We start from the raw sequence: 17,410 nt of genomic DNA on the forward strand, positions 1-17,410 counted from the left end.
TCCCGTGTCAGCGGCGGGGCGGGTCGATGCGGTTGCCCTCCAGGGTGAACAGCATGAGCCGGCTGAGGTCCACGGCGACGCGGCCGTGCTCCCCGGCCCGCCAGACCGGGCGCGCGCCGAGCCGCACGACCAGGTCGGCCCGGCGGTGGTGACCGCTGCCGGACGGCGGCTCCTGCAGCTCGGACGGTTCGTCGCCCGTGGACATCAGGCGGCGCATCATCGAGCGGATCAGGCCGCCCGCGCCGCCGCCCCCGCCGCCCGCGGTGGCGTGTCCGTGGGCCCTGGCCACGTCGGGCTCGGGGGCGGGCACCGCGGGGATGCCGACCTCCAGGTACGCGAGCCACTCGTGGCCGTGGTACTCCAGCGTCCGCACCCGGCCGCTGAAGAACGGCCCGTCGGTGCCCTCGCCGACCGGGGTCAGCCCGTCCGGGCGGATGCCGACGATGATCTGGCTCCCGGTGTGCTGGGACAGCGCGTACGCGCGCGGGTCGGTCCACGGCATCGTGATCTGGTGGAGCCCGAAGTCCAGCAGGATGTACTGGTTCTGCGGGGTCCGCACCGTCGCCGACAGCAGGTTGAGCTGCTGCGAGCTGAGGAACGCCGCCACGAACGCCGTCGCGGGGTCGTTGTAGATCTGGCCGGGGGTGCCGACGTCCTGCAGGACGCCGCGGTTCATGATGGCGATGCGGTCGGCCAGCGTCAGGGCCTCGACCTGGTCGTGCGTCACGTAGATCGTCGTGACGCCCAGGGCGCGCACCAGGGACGAGATCTCCATGCGTAACTCCGTGCGCATGCCCGCGTCCAGGTTGGACAGCGGCTCGTCCATCAGGAACAGCGACGGCTGGCGGACGATGGCCCGTCCCATCGCGACCCGTTGCCGCTGACCACCCGAGAGCGTTCCCGGACGGCGGTCGAGCGTCTCGTCGATGTGCAGCGCCCGGGAGAGTTCCACCACCCGCTCCCTGACCATGGCCGGGTCGGCCTTGGCGATCTCCAGCGGGAAGGAAAGGTTGCCGCGGACGGTGCGGTGGGGGTACAGGGCGCCGTTCTGGAACACCATCGCGACGTCGCGGTCGCGCGGGGCGAGTTCGTTGGCGATGCGCCCGTCGAGGTAGAGGTCGCCGGAGGTGATCTCCTCCAGGCCGGCGATCATGCGCAGCAGCGTGGACTTGCCACAGCCGGAGGGCCCGAGCAGGACGAGAAGTTCTCCCTCTTCGGCGCGCAGACTCATGCGATCGACCGCGAGATGTCCCCCGGGGTACACCTTTGTCACGCTGTCGAGAACGACGGTACTCATCGTCACTCGTTCCTCCCGGGCATTGAAACCCGGATCCAGCCGTCATTGTGATTGATGAGGTAGTACATCGCGTCGCGGGGCGCCGTGTCCATACATTGTCCATACATGGGTAAGAAATCGCTTATCTGCTGGCTACTTGACCATTGGCTGTTCTTTGAGGTCAGGACAGGCGCAAACGCAAAGTGTCGCGGCTCGCGGGCCGCCGTGCGCGAAACGGGTCGCGTGGCGCGTGCCCGGTGCAGTTGACGGCGTCGCCGTGACGGTCGTGTCACAAATTGCAGAAAGTTTCCGAAAGGTCTTTCATCTCGGTTCATCTGACTGTTACGTTCCGCGTACCCCGGTGATGCCGCTCGCCTTCGGGGACGCGGGCGGCCTCCGCCGTTCCTCTGGCAACGAAGCTGAGCAAGGAGTGCACAACATGCGGCGAGGCATCTCGGTCGCGGCGGCAGCCGCGGCGCTGGCGCTGGCGGTATCCGCCTGCGGTGGCGAGGACACCCCCCAACAGTCGGCCGCCCCCGCCCCGTCCGGCCCCGCCCCGTCCGGCCCCGCCGCCGTCTCCGGAGAGGTGACGTGGTGGGACACCTCCGACGCGACCAACGAGGGTCCCGTCTTCAAGGAGGTCATCGCCGACTTCGAGGCCAAGTACCCGAAGATCAAGGTCAACTACGTCAACGTCCCCTTCGCCGACGCGCAGAACAAGTTCAAGACCGCCGCGCAGAGCGGGTCGGGCGCACCGGACGTGCTGCGCGCCGACGTCGGCTGGGTCGCCGAGTTCGCCTCCCTCGGCTACCTCGCGCCCCTCGACGGCACCCCGGCTCTGGACAAGCCCGAGGACTTCCTGCCGAGCCCCGCCGGCAGCGGCAAGTACAACGACAAGACGTACGGCGTCCCGCAGGTCACCGACACCCTCGGCCTGCTGTACAACAAGGAGCTGCTGAACAAGGCCGGCCACGACGCCCCGCCGAAGACCTTCCAGGAGCTCAAGACGTTCGCCCAGGACGTGAAGTCCAAGGCGGGAGCCGACGGCCTCGCCCTCAACGTCGACGCCTACTTCCTGCTGCCGTTCATCTACGGCGAGGGCGGCGACCTCCTCGACGTCACCACGAAGAAGATCACCGTCGCCTCGCCGCAGTCGGTGGCCGGCCTCAAGGTCGTCGAGGACCTCATCAAGTCGGGCGCCGCGGCCAAGCCCGCGATCCAGGACAGCTACACCAACGCGGAGACCGCCTTCAAGGAAGGCAAGGTCGCGATGATTTTCAACGGCCCGTGGTCGAACACCGACAACCTCGGCGGCAAGGTCTTCAAGGACAACCCCGATAACTTCGGCATCGCCCCGGTGCCCTCCGGCTCGGTCAAGGCGGGCGCCCCGACCGGCGGCCACGACTACACCGTCTACGCCGGCTCCAAGAACCTGGACGCCTCGTACCTGTTCGTGCAGTTCATGGACTCCGCGGAGAGCCAGGCCAAGATCGCCGGCAAGCTCGGCCTGCTGCCCACCCGCAAGTCCGCCTACGACATGCCCGAGGCCCAGGGCAACGCGATGATCGGCCGTTGGATGGAGCCCATGGGCGCCGCCGTCGAGCGTCCCTGGATCCCCGAGGCCGGCCAGCTCTTCCAGCCGCTCGTCGAGGGCTACCAGAAGCTCGCCACCGGGGGCACCACCAGCGACGCCATGGCCCAGGACGTGGCCAAGGCGTACCAGGGCCTGCTCAAGGGCTGGAGCCTGTGACCGATGACGACGCAGGTCGTTGACGGGACGGCCGCGGGCGCAACCGCCCGCGGCCGTGCCCGCGGCCCGAGATCCCGGGGGAAGGCCGGCGGGTTGCTCTCCCGGCACTGGTACGCGTGGGCCATGTGCGCGCCGGTGGTCATCGTGACGCTCGTGCTGATCGGCTACCCACTGGTGCGCGGCGTCTACCTGTCGCTCACCGACGCGACCGAGGCCAACATGGGCCGGACGATCGGGATGAACACCATCCCCTCGACGTACGAGTTCGTCGGGCTCTCCAACTACACCGCGATCGTCACCTCCGGCGAATTCCTGTCCCGGCTCGCCTGGACGATCACCTGGACGGTCGTCTGCGTCGCGCTGCACTACGGCATCGGGCTCGGCCTCGCGCTGCTGCTCAACCGGCCGCTGCGCCTGCGCTCGCTGTACCGCATGCTGCTCGTGCTGCCCTGGGCCGTGCCCGCGTTCGTCTCGGCCTTCATCTGGCGGTACCTGCTCAACGGCGAGTTCGGCGTCGTCAACGCGATGCTGCGCGCCGCGGGGCTCGGCGGGCTGGACTGGCTGGACGACCCCTTCTGGGCGAAGGTGTCGGTCATCGCGGTGAACGTCTGGCTCGGCGTGCCGTTCATGATGCTCGCGCTGCTCGGCGGCCTCCAGGCCATCCCGCGCGAGCTCCACGAGGCGGCCGAGGTCGACGGCGCGACGCCCTGGCAGCGCTTCAGGCACATCACCCTGCCTGGACTGAGGCCGGTCTCCAGCACGGTGGTGCTGCTCGGCACGATCTGGACCTTCAACCAGTTCCCGGTGATCTTCCTGGTCACCCGGGGCGGGCCGGGCGGGTCCAGCGAGATCCTCGTGACCTACGCCTACCGGCAGGCGTTCGAGGGCATCCGCAACTATTCGGGCTCGGCGGCGTGGGGCGTGCTGATCCTCGTGCTGCTCATCGTCATGGCCGTCGTCTACCGGCGGGCGTTGCGCAGGCAAGGGGAGGCGTGGTGAGTGCGACCGACACGGCGGGCGCCGTGATCCCGGCGACCGACGGGCGCGGCTCGCGGAGCGCGGGCGCGTCCCTGGCCCTGCACGCGACGCTGGTCGTGGCCAGTCTGGTCGCGGTCTTCCCGGTGGCCTGGCTCGTGCTGACCTCCCTCAAGCCGAGGGACGCCTGGCAGTCCACCACCGTGCGGTTGTTCGACGACCCGAGCCTCGCCAACTACGCGCAGGTGCTGGGGGACACGGCGTTCCCGCGCTGGCTGTTCAACTCGCTGCTCGTCGCGGCCATGACCACCGTCCTCGGCGTGGTGCTGTCGGCGACCACCGGGTACGCGGTCAGCCGCTTCCGGTTCCCCGGCTTCCGCTCGATCATGTGGATGCTGCTGGTCACGCAGATGTTCCCGGTGGCGATCCTCATCGTCCCCATCTACAACCTGCTCGCCGGCCTCGGGCTGATCAACCAGTTCCCGGGCCTGGTGATCGCCTACCTCACCTCCACGGTGCCGTTCTGCGCCTGGATGATGAAGGGCTACTTCGACACCGTGCCCGTCGAGATCGACGAGGCGGGGCGGGTGGACGGACTGACGCCGTTCGGCACGTTCTGGCGGCTCATCCTCCCGCTGTCCAGGCCGGGGCTCGCGGTCGCGGCGTTCTACTCCTTCATCACCGCGTGGGCGGAGGTCGCGTACGCGACGGCGTTCATGACCGGCGACGACAAGTACACGCTGGCCGTGGGTCTCGGGCAGTTCGTCGGCCAGCACAAGGCCGAGTGGGGCCTGCTCACCGCGTCCTCGGTGCTGATCGCGGTGCCCGCGGCGGCCGTCTTCCTGCTCGTCCAGCGCCATCTCGTCACCGGGCTGACCGCCGGTGCCACGAAGTCGTGACACGTCCGTGGTATCTGTCCTGACACTTCAGAGAATCGGGGATTTGTAATGACCGACGCCGTTCGCGAAGTCCATGAGGCGCGCGCGGCCACCCGCTGGTGGCGAGACGCGGTGATCTACCAGGTCTACGTCCGCTCGTTCGCCGACGGCAACGGCGACGGCGTCGGCGACCTGCTCGGCGCCCGCAGCCGGCTCGGCTACCTGGCCGAGCTCGGCGTGGACGCCATCTGGCTCACGCCCTTCTACACCTCTCCCATGGCCGACTTCGGGTACGACGTCGCCGACTACCGCGACGTCGACCCGATCTTCGGCACCCTCGCCGACGCCAAGGCCCTCATCGAGGACGCGCACCGCCACGGGCTGAAGGTCATCACCGACGTCGTGCCCAACCACACCTCCGACCGGCACGCCTGGTTCCAGGCCGCCGTCCAGGCCGGCCCCGGCAGCCCCGAGCGCGAGCGGTACATCTTCCGCCCCGGCCGCGGCGAGGACGGGGAACTGCCCCCCAACGACTGGGAGTCGGTCTTCGGGGGACCGGCGTGGACGCGGCTGCCCGGCGACGAGTGGTACCTCCACCTGTTCGCCCCCGCCCAGCCCGACCTCAACTGGGACGACCCCGAGGTCCACGCCGAGTTCGAGGCGATCATGCGCTTCTGGCTCGACCTCGGCGTCGACGGCTTCCGCGTCGACGTCGCCCACGGCATGGTCAAGGAGGCGGGGCTCCCCGACATCGGCTCCGCCGGCCAGGCCGAGATGCTCGGCACCGCCGTCCTGCCCTACTTCGACCAGGACGGCGTGCACGAGATCCACCGCGCCTGGCGCCGCGTCCTCGACTCCTACCCCGGCGAGCGCATCGGTGTCGCCGAGGCCTGGGCGCCGTCCCAGGAGCGCCTCGCCCGCTACGTACGGCCCGACGAGCTGCATCAGGCCTTCAACTTCCATTTCCTGAAGACCCCGTGGGACGCGGAGATGCTGCGCGCCGTCATCGACGAGTCCCTGGCCACCGTCGCCCCCGTCGGCGCGCCCACCACCTGGGTGCTGTCCAACCACGACGTCCGGCGGCACGTCACCCGCTACGGCGGCGGCGACCTCGGCCTGCGCAGGGCCCGCGCCGCCTCGCTGCTGATGTTCTCCCTGCCCGGGTCCGCGTACATCTACCAGGGCGAGGAGCTCGGCCTCCCCGAGGTGCTCGACCTGCCCGAGGAGGTCTGCCAGGACCCGCAGCGGCTGCGCGACCCTGAGGCGGGGCGCGACGGCTGCCGCGTCCCCATCCCGTGGGCGCACTCCGAGCCGCCGTTCGGGTTCAGCCCGCCCGGCATCGAGGACACCTGGCTGCCCGTCCCGGCCGCCTGGGGGCCGCTCAGCGTGGAGTCACAGCTCGCCGACCCCGCCTCCACCCTGACGCTGTACCGCGAGGCCCTGCGGCTGCGCCGCGAGCACCCGTCCCTCGGCGACGGCGAGCTCACCTGGGAGGAAGCACCCTCGGGCACGCTGATCTTCTCCCGGGGCGGGCGGTTCGTCTGCACCGTCAACACCTCGGCGGACCCCGTCGAGCTGCCCTCGCCCGGCCGCCTGCTCCTGTCCAGCGCACCCGTGGCCGAACAGGACGGCGTCGTCCGGCTCGCCGCCGATTCCTGCGCGTGGTGGGCATCCGGTGATGCGTAAAGTAGCGGCCATGAACGGTAACGCCCGGCTCTCCGACATCGCGGCCCAGGCCGGCGTGAGCGAGGCCACGGTCAGCCGCGTGCTGAACGGCAAGTCGGGCGTGTCCGCCGGCACGCGCCAGCTCGTCCTCACCGCGCTCGACCTGATGGGGTACGAACGCCCGCAGCGCCTGCGCCAGCGCAGCAACGGGCTCATCGGGCTCGTCACCCCCGAGCTCGACAACCCCATCTTCCCTGCCTTCGCCCAGGCCATCGAGAGGTCGCTCACCCAGAACGGGTACACACCCGTGCTGTGCACCCAGAGCCCCGGCGGCGCCCCCGAGGACGAGTTCACCGAGCTGCTGCTCGAACGCGACGTCAGCGGCATCATCTTCGTCTCCGGCCTGCACGCCGACACCACCGCGAGAATGGACCGCTACACCCGGCTCACCGACCGGGGCCTGCCCATCGTGCTGGTCGACGGCTACAGCGAGCACATCCAGGCGCCCTTCATCTCTCCCGACGACCGGCTGGCGGCGCGCCTCGCCGTCCAGCACCTGGCCGACCTCGGTCACGAACGCATCGGCCTCGCGCTCGGCCAGCGGCGGTTCGTCCCGGTCATCAGGAAGATCGAGGGCTTCACGCAGGCCATGTCGCAGCTCCTCGGCGTCACCGACTGCGAGCCGCTGATCCAGCACTCGCTGTTCTCCGTCGAGGGCGGCCAGGCCGCGGCGAGCGCGCTCATCGGGCGCGGCTGCACGGGCATCGTCTGCGCGAGCGACCTCATGGCGCTCGGCGCGATCCGCGCGGCCCGCGAGCGCGGCCTGCCGGTGCCCGGCGAGGTCTCGGTGGTCGGCTTCGACGACTCCCCGCTCATCGCCTTCACCGACCCGCCCCTCACCACGGTCCGCAAGCCGATCGGCGCCATGGCCACCGCCGCCGTCCAGACCCTCCTCGAAGAGATCAACGGCGCCGCCCCCAAGAACATGGAACTCGTCTTCCAGCCCGAACTGGTGGTAAGAGGCAGCACCGGCTCCGGCCCCCGCCTCACCCGCTGACGATCGGCGATCACTGGGAGAGAACGGATGCACCCGGACGAGGCCACGAGCGGCGGTGAGGCGAACGACGTCAGCCGGGCCTCCTAAGCCGACACTATGAAAGGTCCTCGCCTACGGCTCGGGCTGTGTTCCCCAGGGGGCCGGCCACGTGGATGCCGAGATCGGTGCGGCCGGGCAGGAGATCCGCGCGCAGGGCCCGAGTTCCCTGGTAGTCACCGTCACGCAAGCGCCGGAACCGTCGAACCGGCTCGGCGTCGACGGCGCGCAACCTCTCTCGCAGGCGCTCGACTTCCCGTCATGAGGTCGCCTGCGTCGTGTCGCGTCGTTCGTCGGTGGCGATGGAGATGATGACGCGGGCGAGCGCGCTGCGTGCGCGCTCGGCGCTGATCCGGTCGGCGAGCGCACTTCGGGCCAGAGCATCGCCTGCGCCGATGACCGCGTGCAGTCCCGCCGCGTCGATCGGACCAGTGAGCGGCTCAAGCGCCTCGCGGCACATGGCGAGGTAGGCGTCCTCGGCCTCTTGCCGTAACCGGCTGAGGGTCGACGAGCCCGCGAGCGCGGCGACGACATCGGCCAGTTCGCGCCCCTCCGCGATGCAGCAGTCGATGTACGCCCCCGCGACGACGCTCGCCACCGCCGGCAGTTCCAGCTCCGCGTCATCGAGCGCGAGAACGAGCATCTCCCGCTGACGTGCCTCAAACTCGCGATACAACTCGGCGAGGACCCCGGCCCTGTCGCCGAAGTGGTCATAGACCAGAGGCTTGGTCACCCCAGCCCGCTCCGCGAGCCGTCCGAGGGTGAACTCGTCCGTACCCGCATCCCGGATGAGCTCACGTGCGACATCCAAGAGCTGGGTGTGACGCTCCTGCTTCGACAGCCGCCGACGCGTGGCCGCGACGGGGAGGTCACTCATTCCGACTCCTCGACGGTATCTACTACCAGCAACTTACTGATAGTAGACTACCACAAGTAACTTTCCATCCAGGGTCAGGAGGACGCTCGATGCCCACATGCACCAGGCGATGAAGGGGACGCCGCGGGGGGCCGTGAGGGGCTGATCTCGTCCGCGTACTTATTGCATAATAGTCGCAACAGCGAATCTAAAGCAGTAAGTGAGGTGCCTGATGGCCGCCTACGTCCTTCCCGACATGCCGTACGACTACGGCGCGCTGGAACCGGCCATGTCCGGGGAGATCCTGCAGTTGCACCACAGCAAGCACCACGCCGCCTACGTGAAGGGCGGCAACGACGCGCTCGACCAACTCGCCGAGGCCCGGGACAAGGGCGACTACGGAGCCCTGGTCGGGCTGGAGAAGACCCTGGCCTTCAACCTGTCGGGGCACGTCCTGCACTCGATCTTCTGGAGGAACCTCTCACCCGACGGTGGCGACCGGCCCGAAGGGGAGCTGGCCGCCGCCATCGACGAGCACTTCGGCACGTTCGACGCGTTCGCGGCGCAGCTCTCCACGGCGACCAAGACCGTACAGGGCTCGGGCTGGGGAGTGCTCGCCTGGGAGCCGCTGGGCCGGCGGCTGATCGTGGAGCAGGTGTACGACCACCACGGCAACGTCGGGCAGGGCTCGACGCCGCTGCTGGTGTTCGACGCCTGGGAGCACGCCTACTACCTGCAGTACCGCAACGTGCGCCCGGACTACGTGGACCGTCTGTGGGGTCTGGTCGACTGGGCCGACGTCGCCGCCCGGTTCGAGGCCGCCCGCGCCGCCGGCCCGGCGATCCCCGGGTTGGGATGAACCGGACACAGGCCGAGCAGCTCTTCGGGCACGCCCAGCGCGCGGCGGGGGTCATCGCGGCCAAACACCGCGGTGACCTCGCCGGCGCCGAGGCGCTGCTGGGCGCCTTTCCCGACGACGCGGCCCGCGTCCGCGGATTCTGCCTGCTCGCCGAGCTGGCCCTGTCGCTGGTACGGGCGCAGACCGGCCAGAACATGGACGAGTTAGTGCAGGAGCTGACGTTGCGCATGGCCGCCATCGTGCTGGAGCCGCCCCCGGAGGCAGCGAGTCCCTGAGATGTCCGCCGTCCCGTGCCCAGGGCGTCGACGCTCGGCCTTGGGCGCGGGCCCGCCGGGGGGCTCGCGTTCGGTGGGCGCTCGGTAATCGCCGGTGCCGTCACAGGTGGCAGATGATGACCAGGCAGCTTTTCACGGTGATGTCGTCGATCACCGGGCCGTAGGCGCCGGGGGCGGTGCTGAGGAATTCGACGGTCGTGGACAGGCCGGTGGCGACGAAGGTCACCTTCTTGCGCACGTATCCCATGGCGGCCGAACTCCTGCCGGTGACGTCGAAGGAGAAGTTCTGCGCGAGCTCGCCGCCTATTCGCACCACGCCGCTTTTCACCGGACGCCGACCATGGCGTCCGCATCCCCCGCGGGCCAGGGGCGAGCGGTGTCGCGCCGATCACCTGGTTCCTCGCCACCCACAGCGAGGATCGGGCCCGGGAACTCACTGGACGTGCCGACCCTCTCCGCTCCGAGGCGGACAGCTCACGCACCCACCGGTACACGGGCCGGGAAAAGGCTCTCGGCCATCTCCTCCGTCTCAAGGGAGCTGGGTACATGGCCCCACGCGTGGACGAAATCGCCGATGGCATCTTCCGGATCTGCACCCACCGCCCCGATGGGCTGGCGGAGGGCCTGGTCTACAACCAGTTCCTCATTCGGGCCGAGCAGCCGCTCCTGATGCACACCGGCATGCGTACGATCTTCCCCGATGTCGCCGAGGCCGTCCGCAGCCTCGTCAAGCTGGAGGACCTGCGGTGGATCAGCGGGGCTCACGCTTCGCGGCCGGACGAGTTCGGGTCGGTCAACGACTTTCTGGCCGCCGCCCCGAACGCCGAAGTGGTGGCCGGAAAGGTCGCGGTGAACGTGTGCCTGCGGCATATGGTCGACCGTCCGGCCAGGGCCCTGGCGAACGGTGAGGTGCTGGACCTGGGCGACCGCACGGTGCGGTTCCTCGCCACCGCGCACGTCCCGTTCTGGGAGGCTGGAGTCCTGCTGGACGAGCGGGAGCACGTGTTGTTCTGTGGTGACCTGTTCACCGTGGAGGGCAATCCGCCACCGGTCTCCGACGCCGACCTGATCGCTCCCGCGCTGGACTTCGAGCGCCGCCTGCAGCATTTCACCGTCTCCGCCCACCTTCCGCCGGTCCTGCGCAAACTCGCCGACCTTCGGCCCCGGATGCTGGCGTGCATGCACGGCCCCGCCTACAACGGCGAGCGGTGCGGACGCTGCAGACGATGGCCGCCCACTACGACGCCCAGTCCACGCTCGCGTGAGCACAAGGAGGGGAGGAACGGTGCCCGAGATCGCCCCTGTCGTCGCCGCCTGGGTGGAGAACCTGGTGAACGCCGTGGACAGCGACAACACCACCGACGGGTTGAGGTGTGAGAACGCCGCGACCTGCGGGGTGTTGCGTGTCGCCCCCGGCGAAGTCGGGTCGCAGGCCCGGCTGGCCCTGGAAGATCTCACCCGAGCGGAGGGCCGACCGCTGGGCGCATTGCGGTCGGACTGCGTCGCCCAGCACTTCACCCCCACTTCGATGTTGGTGGGCTGAACGTGCTGGTGGCGAGGATGACCGTGCCCGGCGGCCCCTGGCCAGGGCACTTCGGCCTAGAGGCCGCCATCTTCCGCAGCCACCCGGCGGTGATGCCCGCCTCATATCCGCCGGCTCGCAGCGACGTTTCCCTGCACTTCGGGCAACTGCTGGCGGCTTCCCGTGGCTATCGGGACGGCTCCGGCGTGGTGCTCTTCCCCGAACAACTGTCGGTGGATGTCCGCTCCACTCGCCAAGCATTTGGGGTGGTCTTCCTCGACCGGCTGCATCAGCTCTTCCTCACCCGGGTCCTGCCGGTGATGGAGGAGCACACCTTCACCGCCGCCGAGCGAAAGGAGCTGGGTGAGCTGCGGCGCCGTGCCTTTCTCGCTCACGAGTGGGGCCATCTTCAAGGCGCCGACCTGGAGGCTGCGGTTCTGACCCGAAGGCGCTGCTTGGTCGCGGTCATCAGCGAACTGCACGCGGATCTCGATGCGCTGGTTATGCTGCTGGACAATCCCGATGACAAGGCTGCGGCGACGGCGAAGGTCCTGGTCGCAGACCGGATCGTCCGCGAGGCATGGCTGCGGCGTCCGCACGCGCAGGTCGATGCGATCGCCGCCCGCCAACTGCTGGTCTTGCTGGTCAAGGTCGGCGCGGTCACGCTCGGCGGCAGCGGACGGCTGAGCCTGAATGTCGCTGCCGCGCGGGGACGGCTCGATGAGGAACTGGCGCGGGTGCGGGAGCTGGAACAGGCATGCTGCACGGCCGGTGTGGAGCCGGCCCTGCAGTATCCGCGGGCCTCGGGCTGGGCGGTGGTCGACTCGGCCTGTTACCGCGAACTGGAATCGCCCATCGCTCGGTTCCTCGGCTACGCGGCCAGTCGCAGCGTCACGGCGGCTTGACCTCACGCTGGCGGTCCGCCTGCCACCGGTCCTGATGCACCACCTGATCGAGCGGCGGCCGGCGGGCCGGACGGAAGCCGTCCCCCTTCACAAGGGCAACGGCGACCATTCCGGCCTGCCCGATCTGTTCGGGCAGGCCGAGCAGTTGCGCCACCTCATCCGCGTACCGTAGATGGGCGGCGACGAAGCAACTGCCCAGGCCGCGCGACCTGGCAGCGAGTTGGAAGCTCCATACCGCCGGATAGATCGACCCGTACTAGGCGCCTCCGTACCGACCGCGTCCGGGTCAGCAGCCGGTCGGTGGCCTCAGGGTCGATGTCCACCGGCCGGTCAGCGGGTGGCGGCCTGGATGGTGTGATGCAGAAGCAGCGCGGTTGTCACCGGTCCCACCCCGCCCGGCACCGGCGTCAGGGCCCCGGCTCTCTCGTTGACGGAAGCGGCATCCACGTCGCCGACCAGGCCGCCGTCGTCGGTCGGGTTGGTGCCCACATCCACCACCACCGCTCCGGGGGCGACGTGCTCGGCGGTGATCAGACCGGCCCGGCCCACCGCGGCCACCACGATGTCGGCGGTGGAGGTGACGGCGGCCAGGTCCTTCGTCCGCGAGTGGCACACGGTGACGGTGGCGTTCTTGTCCAGGAGTAGGTGGGCGGCGGGTTTGCCGACCACGGTGGACCGGCCGACCATGGCGACGTGCTGTCCGCTGAGCTCGACCTTGTGATAGTCCAGGATGCGGACGACGGCCTCGGCGGTTGCCGGGGCGAACGCGGGAAGGCCCGCGGCCAGGCGGCCGAGGGAGAGCGGGTTGGCTCCGTCGATATCCTTGTCGAAGCAGATCGAAAGGGCCACCTCTTGGGCGTTGACGCCGTCGGGAAGCGGGGTCTGCAAGATGATCCCGTGTACGGACTCATCGGCGCACAGCGCGTCCAGCGTGTGACGGATGTCGGTGTCGGCCGCATCGGGGCCGAGGTCGAAGATGTCGCAGGTGATGCTGACCTTCTCGGCAGCCTTGGCGATCGATCGGACATACCAGGCGCTGGACTCATCCGCAGTGGCGACGACGACCGCGAGTTTCGGCGGGGTGCCGGCCGCGCTGAGTTCGGCGGCCTTGGCCGCGGTCTGCGTGCGGATCGCGGCGGCCAGCTCCTTGCCGGACAAGACGGTGGCACTCACGTGGTGATCTCCTTGCGGACGGAGGCGGTGACCTTCTCGGCGCGGGCGGCGATGTCGTCGGCCTTGGCGGCCTCGGCCGCCAGTTCGGCGCGGGCACCTTCATCCTTGATGCCGCCGAGGTTGACTTCTACGTTCACCCGGGCGATGGCGGCCGCCGCCCGGGCGGCCTCGGCGGCGGCGGCGACGTCGGTGATGACGTTGCGGTTGCCGATCGGCAGCAGTTCCTCGGCGACCTGGACCGCGGCCAAGGCCGCAGCGATGACCTCGGCCGGCGGCTTCGCCGCCCCGACCAGCGTCTTGGCGATGGCGGCCGAGCGGGCGGCCTTTGCCTCGTCGGTGTCCTTGGGCAGCTTGTAGGCGTCGGCGACGGCCGTGAACGCCACCGCGTCATCCTTGGCGAGCTGTAGAGCGGTGAGCCGTAGTTCGTCGGTCTGGGCGATGATCCGCTCGATGTTCGTCTTGTGTTCGGCGTACTTCTCGCCGGTGGTGTAGCGGGCGACCATGCCCAGCAGAGCCGCGGCCTGGGCGGCGTGCAGAGCCGCCGACGCACCCCCGCCCGGGGCCGGCACACGGTCGGCGAGCCGTTCCAGGAAGTCACTGATCTTCTCGTCACGCATGAGCGCTCGTCCTCCGGTCGGTGGGGTCACGGCGTGCTCCAAAATCCTCCCACGGACCGGCTGCACGCCCGGCCTTGAACCCGCTGAGGCCCGAGAAGGAGGCGGGCCTGCCTCCTTCTCGGGCTGATCACAGGGCGGTCAGCCACACGACCGTAGGGCGGTCCGGCGGATCGTGCTGGTAGCGGGCGAGCATGCTCGTGGGCGCTCCCCGGGCCGCCTGCGCTTCCGGGTGGGGCCTCGCCGATCACCCCGGTGATCGTCCCCATCTGATCGGGCTCGTGACGTGCGAGACCCTCAACAGCACGCTACGCCTCGCGGGCGTGCCGGGGCCGTGAGCGGCACCCGTCTCCCGGTCTCCCCGTAGGGGCGAGCGCGGCGACGTTCATCCATGTCCACCGTCCGCCATGTGTCGCTACGCTGGGTCACCATGTCTCGGGTCGTGCGGAGTCTGGTGCCGGCGCGGTTGGATCGGCTGCCGTGGTCGGGGTTCCACACGCGGCTGGTGCTCGCGCTCGGCGTGGCGTGGGTGCTGGACGGCATGGAGATCACGATCGCCGGGGCGGTCGGGTCGGTGCTCCAGGACCGGCGCACGCTCGGGCTGTCCGCCGTCGAGGTGGGTTTCACCGCGACGGTGTACCTGATCGGCGAGGTGGCGGGGGCGCTGGTGTTCGGGCGGCTGTCGGATCGGTTCGGGCGGCGCAAGCTGTTCATCCTCACGCTCGGCTTGTACCTGGCGGCGAACGGCGTCACGGCGCTGTCGCCGAATCTGGCGTTCCTGCTGTTCTTCCGGTTCTTCGCCGGGGCGGGCATCGGCGGCGAATACGCGGCGATCCACTCGGCGATCGACGAGCTGATCCCCGCGCGTTACCGGGGCCGGGTGGATCTCGCGGTGAGCGGGACGTACTGGCTCGGCGCGATGATCGGCACAGCGAGCACATATGTCCTACTAAATCCGGACGTATTGCCCGTCAACGTCGGCTGGCGCATCGGCCTGCTGATCGGTCCCGTGCTGGGCGCGGCGATCTGGGTGCTGCGCCGCACCCTTCCCGAGAGCCCGCGCTGGCTGCTCATGCACGGCCGTCACGTGGAGGCCGAGGAGGCCGCGCGCACGGTCGAGGCGGCCGTCGCCGAGGCCGGGCGCCCGCTGCCGCCGGTGGACGCGGGCAAGGTTCTGGAGATCCGCCCGTACGGCGCCCCGTCCTACCGCGAGATCGCGCGGGTGCTGCTGCGGGACTACCCGGGGCGCACGGCGCTCGGCGCGACGCTGATGATCAGCCAGTCGTTCCTCTACAACGCGATCTTCTTCACCTACGTGCTCGTTCTCGGCGCGTACTACGGGGTCTCGCCGCACGACGCCTCGAAGTACCTGTTCGCCTTCGCGCTGGGCAACCTCGCGGGGCCGCTGGTGCTCGGGCACCTGTTCGACACGCTCGGCCGCAGGGTGATGATCTCCGGCACGTACATCGTCTCGGGGGTGCTGCTCGCGATCACCGGCTGGCTGTTCAGGGAGGGGGCGCTGGACGCGACCACCCAGACCCTGCTCTGGTCGGTGATCTTCTTCATCGCCTCGGCCGCGGCCAGCTCCGGCTACCTGACGGTCAGCGAGCTGTTCCCGCTGGAGATCCGCGCGCTGGTCATCGCGCTGTTCTTCTCGGTCGCGCAGGCCTTCGGGGCGGTCGGCCCGGCCGTCTTCGGTGCGCTGATCGGCGAACGCGGCCACACCGACCCGTCCCGCCTGTTCTACGGCTACCTGCTCGCAGCGGCCATGATGATCGCCGCGGGCCTGGTCGCTCTCGCCCTCGCGGTGGACGCCGAGCGCAAATCCCTGGAGGACGTCACCAGCCCCTTGTCAGCGCGCGACCTCGCCTAGCCGCCACCGGAACCGGCATCGTCGCCGCGGATCGACCGCCAGATGCGTTCGGGGAGCAGGCGGGTCGCCGCCGTGAGGTCGGCGCCGGGCGCCCCGGCGAGCCACCGGCGGGAGATCTCGGCGACCGGGCCGATCACGAGCATCTCGGTGAGCGGGTCGGGAAGGTCGGCGAGCCGGCCGGATTCGACGTGCGGGCGGAGCCATTCGCCGATGCGCCGCATGTGGGGGGCCTTCGCCGCCGCGAGCGCCTCGGCGTGGGCGGGCAGGAAGTCCGCGTATGAGGAGGCGTGGACGAAGTGCGCCGCCGCCCGGTTCTCCTGGACGAACCGCAGGTACGCCTCGACGAGCGCGCGCACCCCGTCCCGCGCCGTCGCGGAGTCCTCGAGCGCGGCGACGAGCGCCTCCATCAGGGCGGACACGCAGCGGGCGTAGAGGGCCGCCGCGAGCCCGTCGACGCCGCCGAAGTGATGGTAGAGGCTGCCGCTGCTGATGCCGGTCTCGGCGATCAGCGCGGTCATCGTCAGGCCGGCGTGCCCCTTGGCGGCGTAGAGATCGAGCGCGGCGCGCAGGGCCTTCTCGGCCGTCGCCTCGCCCCTGGACTGCTTGGGGGACATCATCGCGGTTCGGGGGACGGCGATGGGGCGGCCGCGATGCCGGTCAGGTCCAGCGCCTGCGCCCACAGCGCCTCCGCGCGCGCCGTGTCCGCGGCGACCGCGGCGAGGGGCGTCTCGTCCTCCAGGTGGAAATAGCGGCCGGTCCACCCGGCGGCCTCGGGTGACAGCGCCAGCCGGACGACGGGCCGCGCCCCCTCCTCCGGGCCCTTCCACAGCAGCTTCACCACTCTGAGCGCGTGCCCGGCGAGCCCGCCGCGGTCGCCCAGGCCGGTGCGGATCACTCCGGGGTGCACGGCGTTGACGGTCACCCCGCGATCCTTCCAGCGCCCGGCGAACAGCGGCACCAGGAGCAGGTTGCACAGCTTGGTGTCGGCGTAGGTGCGCATCGGGTGGAAGTCCATGCCGGTCGGCGTCCGCTCTGGATCCGCACGCCCCTTGACGTACAGGCCGGCGCTGACCTGGACCACTCTGGCCCGGGAGGAGATCAGCAGGGGTTCCAGTTCGAGGTTGAGCAGGAACGGGGCCAGGTGGTTGGTGGCGAACGCCTGTTCCAGGCCGTCCTCGTTGAGCGCGTGCCGGCTCGGCCACCGCCCGGCGTTGTGCACCAGGACGTCGATGCGCGGGCACGCCTGGCGAAGCGCCTCCGCGGTCTCTCGGGTGGTCCGCACGCAGGACAGATCGCCGGTGACGACCCGTACCCGCGCCCCGCCGAGGCCCGCGAGGGACGCCCGCGCGGCCTCCCCGCGCGCCCTGTCCCGCGCCACCAGGACCACGTCACACCCGCGCCGCGCCAACTCGGCGGCCACGGCATGCCCGATGCCCCGATTGCCCCCGGTCACCACAGCCGTCCCGGCTGTTCCCGGCCGATCGCCTTCGTCCATGCCCCGGAGTTTAGGATAATCCAGAGACGGTCTCTAGAGGATCTCTCTAAAAATGGCGGTAAAAGAGGGGCCCGCGGGCGCCGGGTGAGGCGGCCGCGGGCCCGGGATCCATGAACGTCGCATCGGGTCGCGGCGACCTCCATGGTCGTTCGCCCGGCGCCCGAGGGAGGAGTGGGCGCGGACGAGGTCGTGGCCGGCTTG

At 70.2% G+C, this 17,410-nt stretch carries 19 protein-coding genes; 11 read left to right on the plus strand and 8 right to left on the minus strand.

The window, feature by feature from the left end; genetic code table 11:
* Positions 1 to 7: 7 nt before the first annotated feature.
* A complete protein-coding gene (locus AB0M95_RS31860; RefSeq protein ID WP_363772566.1) occupies positions 8 to 1,297 on the minus strand; it encodes an ATP-binding cassette domain-containing protein in 1,290 nt (429 codons plus the stop codon).
* Between the two features lie 418 nt (positions 1,298 to 1,715).
* Here AB0M95_RS31860 and AB0M95_RS31865 point away from each other — a divergent pair, with 418 nt between their 5' ends.
* From AB0M95_RS31865 to AB0M95_RS31890, 6 genes are all read left to right on the plus strand, one after another.
* Positions 1,716 to 3,026 carry an extracellular solute-binding protein gene (locus tag AB0M95_RS31865; protein ID WP_363772569.1) on the plus strand — a complete coding sequence of 437 codons (1,311 nt, stop codon included), beginning with the start codon at positions 1,716 to 1,718 and terminating at the stop codon, positions 3,024 to 3,026.
* Positions 3,027 to 3,029: 3 nt separating this feature from the next.
* Positions 3,030 to 4,025 (plus strand): sugar ABC transporter permease, encoded by a 996-nt coding sequence (locus AB0M95_RS31870; protein WP_363772572.1) that lies wholly within the window; start codon positions 3,030 to 3,032, stop codon positions 4,023 to 4,025.
* Positions 4,022 to 4,900 (plus strand): carbohydrate ABC transporter permease, encoded by an 879-nt coding sequence (locus AB0M95_RS31875; RefSeq protein WP_363772575.1) that lies wholly within the window; start codon positions 4,022 to 4,024, stop codon positions 4,898 to 4,900. The genes AB0M95_RS31870 and AB0M95_RS31875 overlap by 4 nt, the downstream gene beginning before the upstream one ends.
* A 48-nt stretch (positions 4,901 to 4,948) precedes the next feature.
* Positions 4,949 to 6,565, plus strand: a complete 1,617-nt coding sequence (locus AB0M95_RS31880) for a glycoside hydrolase family 13 protein (RefSeq protein WP_363772578.1) — start codon at positions 4,949 to 4,951, stop codon at positions 6,563 to 6,565.
* Positions 6,566 to 6,575: 10 nt separating this feature from the next.
* The gene (locus tag AB0M95_RS31885) at positions 6,576 to 7,601 is read left to right on the plus strand and encodes a LacI family DNA-binding transcriptional regulator (RefSeq protein WP_363772581.1); all 1,026 of its coding nucleotides are present in this window, start codon (positions 6,576 to 6,578) and stop codon (positions 7,599 to 7,601) included.
* Between the two features lie 148 nt (positions 7,602 to 7,749).
* Complete coding sequence (locus AB0M95_RS31890) at positions 7,750 to 7,902, plus strand: hypothetical protein (protein ID WP_363772584.1); 153 nt, start codon at positions 7,750 to 7,752, stop codon at positions 7,900 to 7,902.
* On the opposite strand, the gene AB0M95_RS31895 is transcribed toward AB0M95_RS31890, so the two are convergent.
* Positions 7,897 to 8,514 (minus strand): helix-turn-helix domain-containing protein, encoded by a 618-nt coding sequence (locus tag AB0M95_RS31895; protein ID WP_363772586.1) that lies wholly within the window; start codon positions 8,512 to 8,514, stop codon positions 7,897 to 7,899. The two genes, AB0M95_RS31890 and AB0M95_RS31895, sit on opposite strands and share 6 nt — an antisense overlap.
* 211 nt (positions 8,515 to 8,725) lie before the next feature.
* On the opposite strand from AB0M95_RS31895, the gene AB0M95_RS31900 reads away from it, so the two are divergent.
* Together AB0M95_RS31900 and AB0M95_RS31905 are read left to right on the plus strand one after the other, a co-directional pair.
* Complete coding sequence (locus AB0M95_RS31900; RefSeq protein WP_363772589.1) at positions 8,726 to 9,352, plus strand: superoxide dismutase; 627 nt, start codon at positions 8,726 to 8,728, stop codon at positions 9,350 to 9,352.
* The gene (locus AB0M95_RS31905) at positions 9,349 to 9,627 is read left to right on the plus strand and encodes a hypothetical protein (protein ID WP_363772592.1); all 279 of its coding nucleotides are present in this window, start codon (positions 9,349 to 9,351) and stop codon (positions 9,625 to 9,627) included. The genes AB0M95_RS31900 and AB0M95_RS31905 overlap by 4 nt, the downstream gene beginning before the upstream one ends.
* Positions 9,628 to 9,727: 100 nt before the next feature.
* Here AB0M95_RS31905 and AB0M95_RS31910 read toward each other — a convergent pair whose 3' ends face one another.
* Complete coding sequence (locus AB0M95_RS31910) at positions 9,728 to 9,943, minus strand: hypothetical protein (protein ID WP_363772595.1); 216 nt, start codon at positions 9,941 to 9,943, stop codon at positions 9,728 to 9,730.
* 230 nt (positions 9,944 to 10,173) lie between these two features.
* Here AB0M95_RS31910 and AB0M95_RS31915 point away from each other — a divergent pair, with 230 nt between their 5' ends.
* Together AB0M95_RS31915 and AB0M95_RS31920 are read left to right on the plus strand one after the other, a co-directional pair.
* Positions 10,174 to 11,004, plus strand: a complete 831-nt coding sequence (locus AB0M95_RS31915) for a hypothetical protein (RefSeq protein WP_363772597.1) — start codon at positions 10,174 to 10,176, stop codon at positions 11,002 to 11,004.
* Positions 11,005 to 11,187: 183 nt separating this feature from the next.
* Entirely contained in the window at positions 11,188 to 12,054 is an 867-nt protein-coding gene (locus AB0M95_RS31920) for a hypothetical protein (protein ID WP_363772600.1), read from the plus strand.
* On the opposite strand, the gene AB0M95_RS31925 is transcribed toward AB0M95_RS31920, so the two are convergent.
* The 3 genes from AB0M95_RS31925 to AB0M95_RS31935 all read right to left on the minus strand — a co-directional run bounded on the left by AB0M95_RS31925 (position 12,041) and on the right by AB0M95_RS31935 (position 13,844).
* Positions 12,041 to 12,301 carry a nitroreductase family protein gene (locus AB0M95_RS31925; RefSeq protein ID WP_363772697.1) on the minus strand — a complete coding sequence of 87 codons (261 nt, stop codon included), beginning with the start codon at positions 12,299 to 12,301 and terminating at the stop codon, positions 12,041 to 12,043. The two genes, AB0M95_RS31920 and AB0M95_RS31925, sit on opposite strands and share 14 nt — an antisense overlap.
* A gap of 83 nt (positions 12,302 to 12,384) precedes the next feature.
* On the minus strand, positions 12,385 to 13,227 hold the full coding sequence (locus AB0M95_RS31930; RefSeq protein WP_363772602.1) for a bifunctional 5,10-methylenetetrahydrofolate dehydrogenase/5,10-methenyltetrahydrofolate cyclohydrolase: 843 nt from the start codon (positions 13,225 to 13,227) through the stop codon (positions 12,385 to 12,387).
* Complete coding sequence (locus tag AB0M95_RS31935; RefSeq protein WP_363772605.1) at positions 13,224 to 13,844, minus strand: cyclodeaminase/cyclohydrolase family protein; 621 nt, start codon at positions 13,842 to 13,844, stop codon at positions 13,224 to 13,226. Before AB0M95_RS31935 ends, AB0M95_RS31930 begins: the two co-directional genes overlap by 4 nt.
* 439 nt (positions 13,845 to 14,283) lie before the next feature.
* Here AB0M95_RS31935 and AB0M95_RS31940 point away from each other — a divergent pair, with 439 nt between their 5' ends.
* Positions 14,284 to 15,714, plus strand: coding sequence for an MFS transporter (locus tag AB0M95_RS31940; protein WP_363772608.1), 1,431 nt, complete (start codon positions 14,284 to 14,286; stop codon positions 15,712 to 15,714).
* Here AB0M95_RS31940 and AB0M95_RS31945 read toward each other — a convergent pair.
* Positions 15,711 to 16,331, minus strand: a complete 621-nt coding sequence (locus tag AB0M95_RS31945) for a TetR/AcrR family transcriptional regulator (RefSeq protein ID WP_363772611.1) — start codon at positions 16,329 to 16,331, stop codon at positions 15,711 to 15,713. The genes AB0M95_RS31940 and AB0M95_RS31945 overlap by 4 nt on opposite strands.
* Complete coding sequence (locus tag AB0M95_RS31950) at positions 16,328 to 17,209, minus strand: SDR family NAD(P)-dependent oxidoreductase (RefSeq protein WP_363772614.1); 882 nt, start codon at positions 17,207 to 17,209, stop codon at positions 16,328 to 16,330. The genes AB0M95_RS31945 and AB0M95_RS31950 overlap by 4 nt, the downstream gene beginning before the upstream one ends.
* Positions 17,210 to 17,410 lie beyond the last annotated feature (201 nt).

Source organism: Sphaerisporangium sp. NPDC051017, assembly GCF_040683095.1.
Classification (GTDB): Bacteria; Actinomycetota; Actinomycetes; order Streptosporangiales; family Streptosporangiaceae; genus Sphaerisporangium.